The sequence below is a fragment of the Piscinibacter gummiphilus genome (genome assembly GCF_032681285.1).
GTDB lineage: Bacteria > Pseudomonadota > Gammaproteobacteria > Burkholderiales > Burkholderiaceae_C > Rhizobacter > Rhizobacter gummiphilus_A.
Genome location: NZ_CP136336.1, coordinates 1939918 through 1954895, shown reverse-complemented (window position 1 = coordinate 1954895; position 14978 = coordinate 1939918). Strand labels below are relative to the sequence as shown.

Annotated in this window: 10 protein-coding genes; 3 read left to right on the top strand and 7 right to left on the bottom strand. The window is 70.8% G+C overall.

Translation table 11 applies throughout. The features are described 5' to 3' along the window. Positions 1-954 (bottom strand): ChbG/HpnK family deacetylase, encoded by a 954-nt coding sequence (locus tag RXV79_RS09260; RefSeq protein ID WP_316703145.1) that lies wholly within the window; start codon positions 952-954, stop codon positions 1-3. Between RXV79_RS09260 and RXV79_RS09255 the strand changes: the two genes are divergently transcribed. Further along, positions 841-1251, top strand: a complete 411-nt coding sequence (locus RXV79_RS09255; RefSeq protein ID WP_316703144.1) for a GtrA family protein — start codon at positions 841-843, stop codon at positions 1249-1251. The two genes, RXV79_RS09260 and RXV79_RS09255, sit on opposite strands and share 114 nt — an antisense overlap. Here the strand turns inward: RXV79_RS09255 and RXV79_RS09250 are convergent. From RXV79_RS09250 to RXV79_RS09225, 6 genes are all read right to left on the bottom strand, one after another. Next, positions 1199-2818: an ArnT family glycosyltransferase gene (locus RXV79_RS09250; protein ID WP_316703143.1), complete on the bottom strand. Its 1620-nt coding sequence runs from the start codon at positions 2816-2818 to the stop codon at positions 1199-1201. The genes RXV79_RS09255 and RXV79_RS09250 overlap by 53 nt on opposite strands. Beyond that, a complete protein-coding gene (locus RXV79_RS09245; protein ID WP_316703142.1) occupies positions 2806-3837 on the bottom strand; it encodes a glycosyltransferase family 2 protein in 1032 nt (343 codons plus the stop codon). The genes RXV79_RS09250 and RXV79_RS09245 overlap by 13 nt, the downstream gene beginning before the upstream one ends. Positions 3838-3969: 132 nt before the next feature. Next, the gene (locus RXV79_RS09240) at positions 3970-4782 is read right to left on the bottom strand and encodes a 3-hydroxybutyrate dehydrogenase (protein ID WP_316703141.1); all 813 of its coding nucleotides are present in this window, start codon (positions 4780-4782) and stop codon (positions 3970-3972) included. A gap of 36 nt (positions 4783-4818) precedes the next feature. Further along, on the bottom strand, positions 4819-6360 hold the full coding sequence (locus RXV79_RS09235; protein ID WP_316703140.1) for an AMP-binding protein: 1542 nt from the start codon (positions 6358-6360) through the stop codon (positions 4819-4821). Positions 6361-6451: 91 nt separating this feature from the next. Then, the gene (locus RXV79_RS09230) at positions 6452-9139 is read right to left on the bottom strand and encodes a PAS domain-containing protein (RefSeq protein ID WP_316703139.1); all 2688 of its coding nucleotides are present in this window, start codon (positions 9137-9139) and stop codon (positions 6452-6454) included. Between the two features lie 95 nt (positions 9140-9234). Continuing rightward, positions 9235-11757 carry a cation-translocating P-type ATPase gene (locus RXV79_RS09225; RefSeq protein ID WP_316703138.1) on the bottom strand — a complete coding sequence of 841 codons (2523 nt, stop codon included), beginning with the start codon at positions 11755-11757 and terminating at the stop codon, positions 9235-9237. A 103-nt stretch (positions 11758-11860) separates the two neighbouring features. On the opposite strand from RXV79_RS09225, the gene RXV79_RS09220 reads away from it, so the two are divergent. Both RXV79_RS09220 and RXV79_RS09215 read left to right on the top strand, forming a co-directional pair. Further along, complete coding sequence (locus tag RXV79_RS09220; RefSeq protein WP_316703137.1) at positions 11861-12595, top strand: ABC transporter ATP-binding protein; 735 nt, start codon at positions 11861-11863, stop codon at positions 12593-12595. A 7-nt stretch (positions 12596-12602) separates the two neighbouring features. Beyond that, positions 12603-14978, top strand: a complete 2376-nt coding sequence (locus tag RXV79_RS09215) for an ABC transporter permease (protein ID WP_316703136.1) — start codon at positions 12603-12605, stop codon at positions 14976-14978.

Sequence of the window (14978 nt, the reverse complement as noted above, 5' to 3'; positions counted from 1 at the left end):
TCACGCCATGTCGCGCAGCGGTACGACGCTCAGACCCGCATCTTTCAGCAGGCGATCGAATGGCGCGCTGCGCAGCACCTCGAACTCGCGGCGGCGCGCCGGCCCGATCGGGTCGCCCGGTGCCGCATCGCTCGAGGGGTGGCAGACGAGCAGATCACCATCGCCTGCGCCGGCCAGCCAACCGGCGAGCAGCGTGAGGTAACGGTCGGGCTCGCCTGAGAAGTCGTAGACGCCGAGGAGGTGCGCGTTCTGCGCAAGGCCGTATCGTCGTGCGAGTGTCGAGAGGCCGGCGTTGCCCAGCCGCTCGATCACGCGCGCCTTGTGGCCTGCGCCTGCGGCGGCGGCCCGCGTGGACCTCAGCCAGGGCAGGCGCCCCGGGTACCGCTCTCGCAGCACGTCGACCAGAGTCGTTCGGACGCCCGGCAACTGGTGCAGGTGCTGGTGGCCATCGACGTAGTCGGGTGCGCCACCCGTCATGGCCTCGAAGCGCTCCAGCTGGGCTTGAATCTCGCGGCGCAGGAGGTTCACGTCCACCGTGCCCGTGCCTGCGCGAAACAACCAGTGGGGCAGGCTGCCGCGCAGCCGGGCATCGAGCGGGTGCGAGCTCAAGTCGAGATGCAAACCGAGCTCCACGCCCAGCGCCTGCAGCTGTCGCAATGCCGGGCGGCCAACTTGCCAGGCAGGCGCCCCCGTCATGCAGCTCACGCTGCTGATGCGCCCGTGCGCGGCCAGGTGCACGGCGGCCGTGGCGATGCCGGGGTACAAGCCGAAGTCGTCCACGCAAACAGCGATGCGGCGGCGCTTGGCCGCTGCCGCTGCCGAGCCGATACTCGGCGCTCCATGCAACTCGCTCGACACGTGACTCACTGGCGCAGTCTCGGTTGGTTCGTCGCCGTGGGCGGTGCGGCGGCGGCGGTGCACCTGGGGGTGGTGGTCTGGCTGGTGTCCCGGCATGGCTGGGCACCGCTCGTGGCCAACGTGGCGGGGTGGTGCGTCGCGTTCTGCGTGTCGTTCTTCGGCCAGTGGCGGCTGACCTTCCGTGCGCGAACCACGCCTTGGCAGGAGGCGATGCCACGGTTCATGGCCTTGTCGTTGGGCGGCTTTGCCCTCAATGAAGCAGCGTATGCCGCCTTCTTGCGGTTCAGCGGCCTGCGGTACGACCTGCTCCTCGCACTCGTGCTGGTGGCCGTGGCGCTCATCACCTACCTGCTGAGCTCGGGCTGGGCGTTTCGGGACAGGCCTCGCGACTGACGCCAGCCGCCACGCGCCAGAGCACGGTCTCGTGCGCGGTGGCCACCTGCTCTGCGCTGGCCAGCGCCGCGTATCGGGCCCGGTTGGCAGGGTGACCGACGACCCAGCTGTTGGAGCCACTGCACAGGAGTGCGCCGAACTGCGCCGGGGTCACCAGCGATGTGGCGGCTCGATCGGGCGCGAAGCGGGCGGCGTCGGCCAGCTCCTTGCGCCAGTTGTCTCGCGCGGCGATGTCGGGCTCGCCCCAATCCTCCACGATGCGAACCGGCTGGCGCAGGCGTGCATAGAACGGCAGGTCGAAGTAGGCATCGTGCAGAAAGAAGATCTGGTCGCCGGGCTGAAGCTGCGTTGCCAGCGGCCGGCTCAGATCGCGCGTGGAGTGGTCGCCACGCAGTGCGAAGGCCGTGACCGCGGCGAGGCACGCCGCCACGGCGAGCACGAGGCTGCCCGCCCACAAACGACGCCTGTGCCCCTCGCCAGTGAGCGGCGTCACCTTGTCGGCCACCAGCAGCGCCAACGGCCAGGTGACCGGCAAGAGGTAGCCCACGAGTTTCGACTGCGGGATGGAAAAGAACACGGTGATGACGAGCAGCCCGCTCCACATCAGGCTGCGCAGCGCCGGAACCTCTGCGCCGCCCAGGCCGCCACGGCGCGGCAGCACGAGCCACGCCGACCAGGGCAGGCAGAGCACGGCAATCGCGACCGCGCAGAACCACCACGGCTGCACGTTGTTGAAGCCGCCTTGCGCGTAGCGTGAGAAGTGCTGCACCACGAAGAAATAGTGGGCGAACGCCGGGAAGCGCCATTGCATCGCGGCGAACCAGGGCACGACGATGGCCGCGAAGAGGGCCAGCCCCGGCGGCCAGAGCAGCCACGGCACCACGCGGAGCCGGCGGCTCGCCACGCACCAGGCGAGCAGCACCACGCCCGGAAGCACGAGCCCGATGAGGCCTTTGGCAAGCACGCCGAGCGCAGCGAACGCATAGCCCGCCACGAGCACCCTCCGCGACGGCCGCTGGCCGAGGCCGGCTTCGAGCGCGGCATGCGCGAACGAGAAGATCGTCACCGCGATGCAGCCGGCCACCAGCATGTCGAGGTTGGCGAACTGAGCGCCCACGAATGCGAGCGGCTGGGTGGCAAACGCGAGCAGCATCGCCCGTGCGACCGAAGCGGACCACCACCGTCGGACGAAGAGGAACGCGGCCACCGTGCCCGCCGCGGCACCCAGCAGCGGGCCGGCACGTGCGGCCCACTCGCTGGGGCCGAAGAGAGACAGGGAGCCCGCCGTGATCCAGTAGAACAGCGGAGGCTTGTGGAAGTAAGGCAGGCCATCGAGCTGCGGCACCACCCAGTCTCCGCTCGTGAGCATGGCCCACGCCACGCCGACGTAGCGGCCTTCGTCCGGCAACGCCAGAGGGCGAGCCCACGCCGTGACCACGAGCCATGCCAGCGTCGCGGCAAGCCACCCCCACTCGTGCCCCCACGCCTTCACGTGGCGCCAGCGCTGCGAGGCCATGCCGCGCCATGCCGGCTCGGTCGCCACGCCGAGCCCCATCATCTGGCGCATGGCTTGGTTCGCGGGGGTAAACCGCTTCCCGCTTCGCGCTTGACCACGAAGAGCGGCCGATGCTTGACCTCGTCGAAGATGCGCGCGACGTATTCGCCCAGGATGCCGAGAAAGATCATCTGCAGGCCGAAGAAGAAGAGCAGCGTGACAACGATGGTCGTCCACCCGGAGATGGGGTGCCCGTAGAGCAGGTACGACGCCGTGAGGTACGCGCCATACATGAAGCCGGCGAGCGCGCAGAAGACGCCGACGCTGCCCGCGATGCGCAGCGGCCAGTTCGCAAAGGCGGTCAGACCGTCGATCGACAGGCGCAGCAACCGCCCCGCGCCGAAATGGCTGCGGCCGTGGGCGCGCGGTTGCGGCTGGTAAGGCACGGCCACTGCATCGAAGCCGATCCAGGCATACAGGCCCTTCATGAATCGGTTGCGCTCGGGCAGCGAAAGCAGCGCATCCACGGCCCGCCGGTCCAGCACGCGGAAGTCGCCTGCGTCTTCGGGGATCGGCACGCGCTCGAAGCGGTTGATCAGTGCGTAGAAGAGCCGCGTGCCGGCGCGCTTGGCCCACGCCTCGTCGTCGCGGCTGGCCCTTACGGCATACACCACGTCGGCGCCGGCGCGCCAATGGGCCATCATCGTGGCGATCAACCCCGGCGGGTGCTGCAGGTCGGCATCCATCAGCACGACCACGTCGCCGCGGGCGGCTTCCAGCCCGGCACTGAGCGCGGCTTCCTTGCCGAAGTTGCGCGACAGCTGCACCAGGCGGACGTGGGGCATCTCGGTCCATTCGCCGAGAACCGCCGTGGTGTCGTCGGTGCTGCCATCGTCGACGACCACCACTTCCCACTCGTCGGCAAGGCTCGCGAGCACACGCGCCAGCAAGGGCAGCAGCAGGCGCAGGTTGCGCGCCTCGTTCCAGCACGGCAGCACGCATGACAGCGAGACGGGACGCTGCCGCGGCAGCGGCGGCGTCACGATGGCCGGCGCGAGCGTCACCGGCGGAGCCTCCAGGACGGCGCTCATGGCTTCACCTCTCCACGACAAGCGCTCGCGACGGCGCGAGACGGTGGACAGATTGAACCGAGCGCCGCAGGGGGTGTTGCGCGATGTCAAGGTCCGGCACGCGGGCGCGCCGGGCCGGCCCTGTGCTCGGCGCTACTGCGCCGTCCAGCCCCCATCCACCGGCAGCGTGATGCCGTTGATGTTGTGCGCCCAGGGCTGGCACAGCATCGCGGCCACCTCGCCGATCTCGGACGGGGCCGACATGCGGTGGCTCGGCTGCTTCTCCTGCAGCAACTCCTTGATGCCGGCGGCGCGGTCGCCGCCATGCGCCTGAGCGCGCGCCATGATCTGCGGCTGGATGAGCGCGGTCTCGGTCCAGCCCGGGGCGATGCAGTTGGCCGTCACGCCGCCCGTCTCGCTCGAGCCGACGGCCGCGCATTCGAGCGCCGCCACGCGCGTGAGGCCCACGAGGCCGAACTTGGCGGCCACGTACGGGCCCTTCTGCGCCGAGGCCACCAGGCCATGCACCGAGGCGATGTTGACGATGCGCCCGTAGCCGCGGGCCACCATGCCGGGCAAGGCCAGGCGCATGGTGTGGAAGGCCGACGACAGGTTGATCGCAAGGATCGCGTCCCAGCTCTGCGGCGGCATGTCGACGATGGGCGCGGTGTACTGGATGCCGGCGTTGTTGACGACGATGTCGAGCCGGCCCTGCCACGCGATGGCCTCGGCCATCAGCGCGTCGATCTCGGCGGCGTGGCGCAGGTCGCGCTGCAGGTAGGTTGCCGCGGGGGCACCGGCCGTTCGCACGGCGTCGAGGGCGGCCTGGGCCTTGGCGGGCTCGGCCACGTCGTGCAGCACGATGTGGGCACCGTCTTGCGCAAGGCGGGTGGCGATGGCCAGGCCGATGCCTTGCATCGAGCCGGTGACGAGGGCGGTGCGGCCACGCAGGGAGGTTGAGGTCATGGGGAGGTCTCGACGTGGTTGAGGAAAGTAAAGCGGTCAGCGCGCCGGCATCGCGGCCAGCCGCGCGCGCAAGTCGGTCTTGAGCACCTTGCCGTAGTGGTTCTTCGGCAAGGCGTCGAGCAGGTGGTATTCCTTGGGGCGCTTGAAACGCGCGATGTGCTCGCGGCACACCTCGTCGAGCGCCAGCGGCTCGAGCTCGGTGCCGGGGCGGGCCACGACGAAGGCGACGACGACCTCGCCCCAGTCGGCGTCGGGCCGCCCCACCACCGAGACCTCGGCCACGCCGGGGTGGCGCAGCAGTGCCTCTTCCACCTCGCGCGGGTAGATGTTGGAGCCGCCGCTGATGATCACGTCCTTCGAGCGGTCGCGCAGCGTGAGGAAGCCGTGTTCGTCGAGGCTGCCCATGTCGCCGGTGAAGAGCCAGCCGTCGCGCAGGGTGTGGGCGGTGGCGGCGGCGTCGCGCCAGTAGCCGGCCATCACCGAGTCGCCACGCACCACCACTTCGCCGGTCTCGCCGGTGGGCAGCGTGCGGCCTTGTGCATCGGTCACGCGCACTTCGACGGCCGCCATTGCCACCCCCACCGAGCCGAGGCGCGCAAGGCGGTCGGGGTGCTGCGTGTCGGTGATCTGCTGGCGCGACAGCGCGGTAATCGTCATCGGGCTCTCGCCCTGCCCGTAGATCTGCACGAAGCGCGGGCCCATCACCCGCAGCGCCCGCTGGATGTCTTCCACGTACATCGGGCCGCCGCCGTAGACGATGGTCTTGAGGCCGGTGCCATCCTCTCCTTGCGCCTCGGCCTGGTCGACCAGGCGCTTGACCATCGTGGGCGCGGCAAACATCGAGACGCTGCCGAAATGGCGGCCGAGCGCGAGCACTTCGGCTGCATCGAAGCCACGCGAGGCCGGCACCACATGCTTCGCACCGGCCAGCACGTGCGGCAGGCTGTAGAGGCCGGCGCCATGCGACATCGGCGCGGCGTAGAGCGCGGCATCGTCGGGCTGCACCGGGTCGACGTCGCTGAAGTAGCACAGCGACATCGTCATCAGGTTGCGGTGCGTGATCGTCACGCCCTTGGGCCGGCCGGTGGTGCCCGAGGTGTAGAAGAGCCACGCGAGATCGTCGCCGCGGCGTTCGGCCGGCGCGTCGAGCGGCGCCGCCTGCAGCAGCCGCTCGTAGTCCGGCTGGTCGACGAAGAGCAGCTCGCGCCACTCGGCGGTGCGCGCGTCGAGCGCCGCCAACGCGGGGCCGATGTCGCCGGTGGTGAAGGCGACCGATGCCTGGCTGTGCGCGAGGATGTAGTCGACCTCGCGCGGGTGCAGCTTGGGGTTGATGGGCACGACCGCCAGGCCCGCCCACCAGCAGCCGAAGAAGATCTCGAGCACCGCCGGGTGGTTGCTCATGAAGAGGCCGACCCGGTCGCCCGGCTGCAGGGCGTGGCGCTCGGTGAGCGCGCGGCCGAGCGAGGCCGCACGCGTGGCGAGCGTGGCGTAGTCGAAGAGAAGTTCGGTGCCGAGGTAGACGGCGGGTCGGTGGCCGGCGCTGCGGGCACTGCGCAGCAGCAGATGGGCGAGGTTCATGCGTACTCCTGAACCCGTGAGGGTAAGAGTCGCACTACGCGCCTCGCAAGGCGCACAAGTACATCAGGGTTGACCCTGCACCCGCGGGTTTTCAGCCCGGCAGCAGGCGCTCCAGCGCGGCGAGGAAAGTCGGCATGTGGATCGGCTTCGTCCAGTAGTCGGTGAAGCCCGCCGCGCTGGCACGGGCGATGTCTTCCGGCATGGCGTTGGCCGACAGCGCGACGCAACGGATGCCCGCGGTCGAGGGCTGCTCGCGCAGGCGGCTCAGCACCTCGTAGCCGTCGACGTCGGGCAGTTGCATGTCGACGAGGATCAGGTCGGGCTGCAGCTCGCGGGCCCGCGCCACCCCGGCCAGGCCGCTGGCGACCGTCTCGATCTGCAGGCCTGCATGGCGCCGCACCATCTCTTCGACCAGCAGCGCGTTGACCGGGTTGTCTTCGATGTAGAGCAGGCGCCCCTGGCGCTGCGGACGCAATGCAGGCGGCGCAGGCGGCACCGGGGGCGCCACGTCTGCGGGCGGCGCTTCGTCGGGCACCACCGGCCCGGTGTGCCGCGGCAGCCGCACCTCGAAGCGGGAGCCGACGCCCGGGGTGCTCTCGACCTGCACCGAGCCGCCCATGCGCTCGACCAGCGCCTTCACGACCGACAGGCCCACACCGGCCCCTTCGATGCCCTCGCGCTCCACCCCGAGGCGGTTGAATGGCTCGAAGAGGTGCGCCATCTGCTGGCGCGTCATGCCGCGCCCGCTGTCGGCCACGCTCAGCAGCGCGACGTCGCCGCTCTCGCGCACGCTCACGTGGACGCGCCCGCGCAAGACGTTGTACTTGACGGCGTTGCTCAGCAGGTTGATCACGACCTGGCGCACGCGGGTGCGGTCCGCCCGCACCACGGCGTCCGTCTCGTCGACCGCCACGCTCACCCCAGCATCGCGCGCCGCCGGCTCCACCAGCGCCTTCGCCTCCTGCAGCACGTCGGCCAGGCGCACGGGGCGCAGGTCGAGCTTCACCTCCCCGCTCTCCAGGCTCGACAGGTCGAGCACATCGTTGATGAGCGACAGCAGGTGTTCGCCGGCCGACACGATGTGCTGCACCTTGGCGAGCGAGGCCGAGCCGGCCAGCGCCGGGTCGAGCCGCAGCAGCTGCGAAAACCCGAGCACCGCGTTGAGCGGCGTGCGCAATTCGTGGCTCATGCGTGCGAGGAATTCCGACTTCGCCTGGCTCTCGCGCTGGGCCACGAGCTTCTCCTGCCGCTCGGTCACGTCGATGGCGATGCCGAACTGCACGCTGCCCGACTCGCGCTTCTCGTGCCGCGCCCGGCTCACCACCCAGCGCACCTCGCCATCGGGCCGCACGATGCGGTATTCATGTTCGACGGTCACGTCTTCGGTGGCGCGCAGCTCGGCGTGTGCGGTGCGCATGCGCTCGCGGTCGTCGGGGTGGACGACCTCGTTCAGCCACTCGGTGCGCCGTGGCACGCCCTGCGAGACGGGCCGGCCGATGATGTGGAACATCTGCTCGTTCCACTCGCCGCGCTCGAGGCCCGGCTCGCGGCTCCAGATGCCCAGCCCCGCCGCCGACGCCGCCACTTCGAGCCGGCGCGCCAGCTCCTGCGCACGCCGCGTCTTGGCCACCTGCTCGGTGACGTCGAGCGCCACGCCCATGAACTCGATGGGCTGCCCATCGGCGTTGCGCCGCACCACGCGGCGCGTGAGCACGTAGCGGTAGGTGCCGTCGGAGCGGCGGTAGCGCGCCTCCATGTCGACCGGGCGGTCGGTGTCGAGCGATTCGGCCGCGGTGGCCACCACACGCGGAATGTCGTCGGGGTGGATCAGCGAGCGCACCTCGTCGAGCGCGAGCCCCTCGGGGCGCGGCATGATGCCGAGCACTTCGAAGGCCTTGTCGTTGTAGAAGATGCGGTCGAGCCGGAGGTCGTGCCGCCAGATCGCGATGTTGCCGAGTTCGACCGCCAGCTTGAGCTGCGCGCTCGTGGTGTTGAACGACTCGGCGAGTTCGTAGACCTCGGTGTCGTCGACCATCGCCCCGATGATGATGTTGGGCTCGCCGTCGGGCCCGGCCTTCACCTCCCACTGCGCGTGCACATGCCGCCATTGCCCGCTGGGCGAGCTGATGCGGTAGCGCTTGGCGTACTTGCCGGGGGTGCGGGCGGAGTCGCGGTAGTCCATGCCCGGGCGGTCGTCGGGGTGGATGCGCGAGACGAAGGTCTTGAAGTCGGGCGCGCCATTGGCGGGGTCGAAGTTCCACAGGCGGAACATGTTGGCGTCCCAGTGGCCCTTGCCCATCGGCAGCTCGCGCTCGTAGAGGCCGAGGCGGCCGAACTCCTGCGCGCGCGCCAGCCGCTCGGTGACGCGCGTGGTCTCGGCCTGCGAGCGGGTGAGTTCGGTGGTGTCGCGCATGGCCCAGAGCCAGCTCGCGTCGGCGCTGGCTTCTTCTTCGCGCAGCGGCTTCAGGGTGGCATCGGCGCTGCGCACCGCACCTTCGGCGTCGCACCAGGCGAGCGCGCTCAGCTGCACCGGCTGGCGGGCACGCAAGGCGTCGGCCAGGGTCTGCATGGCAGCGCCGGCGCGCAGGCGGAGCGCGTCGGCGAGTGTCTGCCCTGGCGGCAGGCCCTCAGGGGCACCCACCGCCCGCAGCAACGCGGGGTTGGCCCACACCACGACGCCATGCCGGTCGAGCAAGGCCAGCAGTTCGGTGCTGGCCTCTAACAAGGCCGTCCACGCGCTGATGGGCCGGGACAGCGACGGGGGGCGGCGGATCGCCATGCGCGGGAGTCGTTGTAAGTAGAAAGTTACAAGAAGAGTCTAGCCAAGTCGTTACCGTTGCATCAGGTGGAATGCCCGCGCTTCCAGGGCTTCGTTCACGAAGCGGTGCGACTCGTGCTGCCTGAAGCATGTGCCCCGAGCAGCCGCCAGCCGGCCCACCCTACCGGCGCGGCGAGTGTCAGCAGCACCGGCAGGGCCGGCAACACCGGAAGGCCGAAGGCTGCGGCCACCGGCGGCACCAGCCCGACCACGGCGCCCAGCGCGCACACCCCGAGCAGCAGCCACTGGAAGACCCGGTTGCCGTGGTGCGACGCGCCGCCGCCCGACCGGAACCACTGCAGCATGACCAGGTTGCCGATGACCACCGACACCACCCCCGCCAGCCGCAACTGCATGTCGGTCGCGCCGGCCCGCTGTGCCGCCCATTGCACGGCCGCCGCGAAGCCGAGGGCCAGCCCGCCGACCGCCAGCGCCCGCGCGACCAGCGGCCAGGTCACGAGCGTGGCCGCGGCGGCGCGAGGCGGCACCTGCATCGACTGTTTCGGCGCCGGCTCCGCCTCGAAGACGAGCGAACACGCCGGGTCGATGATCAGCTCGAACAGCACCACGTGAAGCGGCAGCAGCAGCACGGGCCCGCCGAAGAGCGGCAGCAGCGAGAGCCCGACGATGGGCACGTGCACGGCCAGCAGGTAGCCGATCGCCTTCTGCAGGTTGCCGAAGATGCGCCGCCCTGCACGCACCGCGTCGACGAGCGAGGTGAAGCGGTCGTCGAGCAGCACCAGCGCGGCGGCTTCGCGGGCGACATCGGTGCCGCGGCCCCCCATCGCCACGCCGACGTCGGCCGCGCGCAGGGCCGGGCCATCGTTCACGCCGTCACCGGTCATCGCGACCACCTCGCCGCGCCGCTGCAAGGCCTGCACGATGCGCAGCTTCTGCACCGGCGTGACGCGGGCGTACACCGCCACGTGCGCCACCAGGGCTTCGAGCTGCGCTTCGCTGGCCCGGTCGAGCTCGCGGCCGGTCAGCACCGGGGGCGCGGCCGAACGCTCGTCGTGCGCCGACACGAGGCCTGCGTCGCGCGCGATCGCAAGGGCCGTGGCGGCGGAATCGCCGGTGATCATCACCACCCGCACGCCGGCCTCGCGGCACACCCGCAAGGTGGCGGGCACGTCCTCGCGCAGCGGGTCGCGGAAGGCCAGCACGCCCTGCACGGTGTAGCCCTTCTCCGGCAGCGCCGAGGCATCGCGGCAGGGTGCGCCGGCCACGACGATCACGCGCATGCCGCGCTGCGCCCAGGCATGCACCTGGCGCGGCAGCGCCTCGGGCACGTCGGCGCAGCGCTCGAACACCGCTTCGGGCGCGCCCTTGATCGCCACCCAGAGCGGCCCCGCGTCGCCGAGGTCCCAGCACTGCCGCACGTAAGGCCGGCCGGGCGCGACGCCTTCGCGGGCCTGCAGCACCTTGCGCGCGTCTGCGGCGTCGCGCGGCGCGAGGCGCAGGATGGCGCGGTCCATCGGCTCGAGCCCTTCGGCCACGCTCGCCAGCGCCGCCGCGTGCAGCAGGGGTGCGAGCGCCACGGGAAGCGCATCGCCCGGCCGGCGCTCGCAGGCCTCGCCGGCCGACGACATCGCGCCCACCACTTCCATCTGGTTGCAGGTGAGCGTGCCGGTCTTGTCGACGCACAGCACCGTCGTCGAGCCCAGGGTCTCGATGGCCTGCGGCTGGCGCGTCAGCACCTGCTGCCGCGCGAGGCGCCAGGCGCCGAGCGCGAGCATCACCGTCCACACCACCGCAAACTCTTCCGGCACGATGGACATGGCGAGCGTCAGGCCCACCAGCAGGCCGGCCGACCAGGAGCCGTCGCGCCAGGCGAAGAGCATCGCGGCCACCACGCAGGTGATGAGCGCCACGACGGCCACCGCCTGCACGAGGCGCTTGAGTTCGGCATGCAAGCGGCTCTGACGCGGTGCGACCGCACCGATCGCCCCGCCGATGCGCCCGAGCGCGGTGCGCGGCCCGGTGGCGGTGACGTCGGCCACGCCATCGCCCTGCACCACGAGCGTGCCCGCGTTCAGCCGGCAGGCGTCGGCATCGCCGGGGTGCTTGTCGACCGGGACCGACTCGCCCGTGAGCAGCGATTCGTCGACCCGCAGGCCGTGCGATTGGCGCAGCACCGCATCGCAGGCGAGGCGGTCGCCCTCCTCCACCAGCAGCCGGTCGCCCACCACAATCTCCTGGCTCGAAATGCGGCGCACCACCCCGCCGCGCAGCACGCTGCTGCGCGGGCTGGCCAGGTCGTGCAGGGCTTCCAGCACCCGTTGGGTGCGCAACTCCTGGAAGGCCGAGATGCCGATCACCGCACAGATCGACACGCCGAGCGCCACCGCATCGAAGAATTCACCGAGCAGCCCGTACAGCAGCGTGCAGGCGAGCAACAGCAGCACCATCGGCTGCGCCGCCACCGAGGCCACCACGGCCAGCGGGCTGCGGTGCCGGGGCGGTGGCAGGCGGTTCGGCCCGTCGCGCAGCAGCCGCGCGTGCGCCTCGTCGTCACTCAGGCCGGCGGGGCCGCTGTCGACATCGGGCGGGGCCTTGGCGGGCGCAGCGGTGTGGGTCATGGCGAGACTGTGTGAGACCCCACGCACCGATCGGTTGACATGCGTCAACGGCGCCTGAGCGCATCACCTTAGGCTCGTCGGGTCCCATTTTCAGGAGCGCCCCATGCCGAACGCGATGCGCACGCCGCCCCCAGCCGGCTGCGTCTTCCGCACGCGCGGGCTCGGCAAGTCCTACGGCAGCGGCGAGACGCGCGTGGACGCGCTGCGCGAGGTCGACCTCGACATCGCCCGAGGCGAGTTCGTGGTGCTGCTAGGGCCTTCGGGCAGCGGCAAGTCGACCCTGCTCAACATCCTCGGCGGGCTGGATGTGCCGAGCACCGGCCAGGTGATGTTCGGCGACGAAGACCTGAGCCGCGCCGACGACGCCGAGCTCACCACCTACCGGCGCGAACACGTGGGCTTCGTCTTCCAGTTCTACAACCTGATCCCCAGCCTGACCGTGCGCGAGAACGTTGCCCTCGTGACCGACATCGTGAAGAACCCGATGACGGTCGACGACGCCATCGACCGGGTGGGCCTCACGCCACGGCGCGACCACTTCCCCGCGCAGCTCTCGGGCGGCGAGCAGCAGCGCGTGGCCATCGCACGGGCCATCGTGAAGCGGCCCGAGGTGCTGCTGTGCGACGAACCCACCGGCGCGCTCGACTACCAGACCGGCAAGCTCGTGCTCGAGGTCATCGCGCGCATCAATGCCGAACTCGGGACGACCACCATCGTGATCACCCACAACGCGGCCATCGCGGGCATGGCCGACCGCGTGGTGTACCTCGGCGACGGCCGGGTGCTGCGCGTGGAAGTGAACGAGAAGAAGCTCTCGCCCGCGGAGCTGTCGTGGTGACGCTGCGATGAAAGCCCTCGACCGCAAGCTGCTGCGCGACCTGCGCCTCATGTGGAGCCAGGCGCTGACCATCGCGCTGGTGGTGGCCAGCGGCATCGGCGGCTTTCTCACCAGCCTCTCGGCCGTGGACTCGCTGGCGCTGGCGCGCGACCGCTTCTACGCCGACGGGCGCTTCGCCGACGTGTTCGCGGGAATGAAGCGCGCGCCGCTGTCGCTGGCCGGCGTGCTGCGCGACGACGTGCCGGGCATTGCCGACGTGCAGACCACCATCGAGCAGGTGGTGCGGGTCGAGATCCCTGGCCTGGTCGACCCGATCATCGGCCAGCTCATCGGGCTGGAGGCCAGCCATGCGCAGCACATGAACCGGGTGACGCTCAGCCGCGGGCGCTGGCCGCAGGGCGCGGGCAGCCAGCGCGGTGACGGCAGCATCGAGGTGCTGGTGTCCGAAGGCTTCGCGCAAGCCCGGCAGCTGCAACCCGGCTCCGCCGTGTATGCGCAGATCAACGGGCGGCGCCGCGCGCTCGTGGTGGTGGGCACGGCGCTCTCGCCCGAGTTCATCTTCGCCGGCCTCTGGGGCATGCCCGACATGCGCGGCTTCGGCATCTTCTGGCTCGACAAGGACGTGCTCGCCTCGGCCTACGACATGCGCGGCGCCTTCAACCGCGTCGCGGTGAAGCTTGCCCCAGGCGCCTCGGAGCAGGTGGTGATCGATGGGCTCTCGCGGCACATCGCCCCCTATGGCGGGCAGCCGGCCCATGGCCGGGTGCACCAGACCTCGCACGCCATGCTCGACAACGAGATCAAGGAGCAGCGGGTGCTCGGCACGGTGCTGCCGGTCATCTTCCTCGCGGTGGCGGCCTTCCTGCTCAACGTGGTGGTGTCGCGGCTGGTCTCGACGCAGCGCGAGCAGATCGCCGCGCTCAAGGCGCTCGGCTACCCCGACCGCAGCATCGCCCTGCACTACCTGAAACTCGTGCTCGTGATCGTGATGCTCGGGCTGCTGCTGGGCGTTGCCGTGGGCGACCGCCTGGGCACGATGTTCACCGGGCTCTATGCGGAGTTCTTCCACTTCCCGAGCTTCGAGCACCGCATCGCGCCCTGGCTGCTGGTGGTGAGCGTGGGCATCACCGTCGCCACGGCGGTGACGGGCACGCTCAACGCCATCCTCGCGACCGTGCGGCTGGCACCGGCCGAGGCCATGCGCCCGCCCGCCCCCGGCCGCTACCGCGCCACGCTGCTCGAACGGCTGGGCCTGCACGCCTTGGGCCCGGGGCCGCGGATGATCCTGCGCAACATGGAGCGCCGGCCTCTGCGCACGGCGCTGTCGATCGGCGGTGTGGCAGCGGCCGTGGCCATCGTGGTGATGGGCAACTTCCTGCGCGATGCGATCGAGGTGGTGGTCGACACCCAGTTCACCCTCGGCCTGCGCGGCGACGTGAGCGTGTGGGTGACCGAGCCGGTCGACGACGCCGTGCGCCTGGAGGTGGCGCGCCTGCCCGGCGTGAGGGCGGTGGAAACGTCGCGCTTCGTGCAGGTGGAGTTCGTGAACGGCCACCGGCGCGAGCGCAGCATGATCCGCGGCTATGCCCCGCGGCCCGACCTCTACCGCGTGATCGACGTGGACGGCCGGCAGGCCCTGCTCGACGGGCGAGGCCTGCTCCTCACCGACAGGCTGGCCGACAAGCTCGGCCTGCGCGTAGGCGACACGGTGCGCATGGAGGTGCTCGAAGGCCGCACCCGCACGCTCGACATCGTGGTGGCCGGCACGGTGCGCGAGATGATGGGCTTGAACGCCTACATGGACCGGCCCTCGCTCAACCGCGTGCTCGGCGAGAGCGACCTGTCGACCGGCTTCGTGCTCTCGATCGACCGCGGCGCGGAGTCGGCGGTGCTGGAAGCCAGCAAGAGCCTGCCGCGCATCGCCGGGGCCTGGAGCAAGGCCACGATGCTGCGCAACATGCAGGAGATCAGCGCGCGCAACGTGCGCATCATGAGCACCATCCTCACCATCTTCGCCAGCATCATCGCGGTGGGGGTGGTCTACAACAACGCGCGCATCGCCTTGGCCGAGCGCGCCTGGGAGATGGCCAGCCTGCGTGTGCTCGGCTTCACGCGCGCCGAAGTGTCGGCGCTGCTGCTGGGCGAGCTGGCGCTCGTGATCGCGATCGCGCTGCCGCTGGGCATGCTGCTCGGTTGGGCGCTCACGCATGCGGTCGGCGAGATGCTGAAGTCCGACCAGTTCTTCTTTCCGGTGGTGATCCGTGCGCGCACCTACGCGTGGGCGGCCTTGTGCGTGGTGGTGGCGGGCCTGGCGAGCGCATGGGTCGTGCGCCGGCGCATCGACCGGCTCGACATGGTGTCGGCCTTGAAGACGAGGGAATGA

Excerpts from the sequence above, each read along its gene's own strand:
- RXV79_RS09255 (WP_316703144.1), top strand. The coding sequence starts at position 841 with ATGCAACTCGCTCGACACGTGACTCACTGGCGCAGTCTCGGTTGGTTC.
- RXV79_RS09245 (WP_316703142.1), bottom strand. The coding sequence starts at position 3,837 with ATGAGCGCCGTCCTGGAGGCTCCGCCGGTGACGCTCGCGCCGGCCATC.
- RXV79_RS09225 (WP_316703138.1), bottom strand. The coding sequence starts at position 11,757 with ATGACCCACACCGCTGCGCCCGCCAAGGCCCCGCCCGATGTCGACAGC.
- RXV79_RS09240 (WP_316703141.1), bottom strand. The coding sequence starts at position 4,782 with ATGACCTCAACCTCCCTGCGTGGCCGCACCGCCCTCGTCACCGGCTCG.
- RXV79_RS09250 (WP_316703143.1), bottom strand. The coding sequence starts at position 2,818 with ATGCGCCAGATGATGGGGCTCGGCGTGGCGACCGAGCCGGCATGGCGC.
- RXV79_RS09215 (WP_316703136.1), top strand. The coding sequence starts at position 12,603 with ATGAAAGCCCTCGACCGCAAGCTGCTGCGCGACCTGCGCCTCATGTGG.
- RXV79_RS09260 (WP_316703145.1), bottom strand. The coding sequence starts at position 954 with ATGCCGGGACACCAGCCAGACCACCACCCCCAGGTGCACCGCCGCCGC.
- RXV79_RS09230 (WP_316703139.1), bottom strand. The coding sequence starts at position 9,139 with ATGGCGATCCGCCGCCCCCCGTCGCTGTCCCGGCCCATCAGCGCGTGG.
- RXV79_RS09220 (WP_316703137.1), top strand. The coding sequence starts at position 11,861 with ATGCCGAACGCGATGCGCACGCCGCCCCCAGCCGGCTGCGTCTTCCGC.
- RXV79_RS09235 (WP_316703140.1), bottom strand. The coding sequence starts at position 6,360 with ATGAACCTCGCCCATCTGCTGCTGCGCAGTGCCCGCAGCGCCGGCCAC.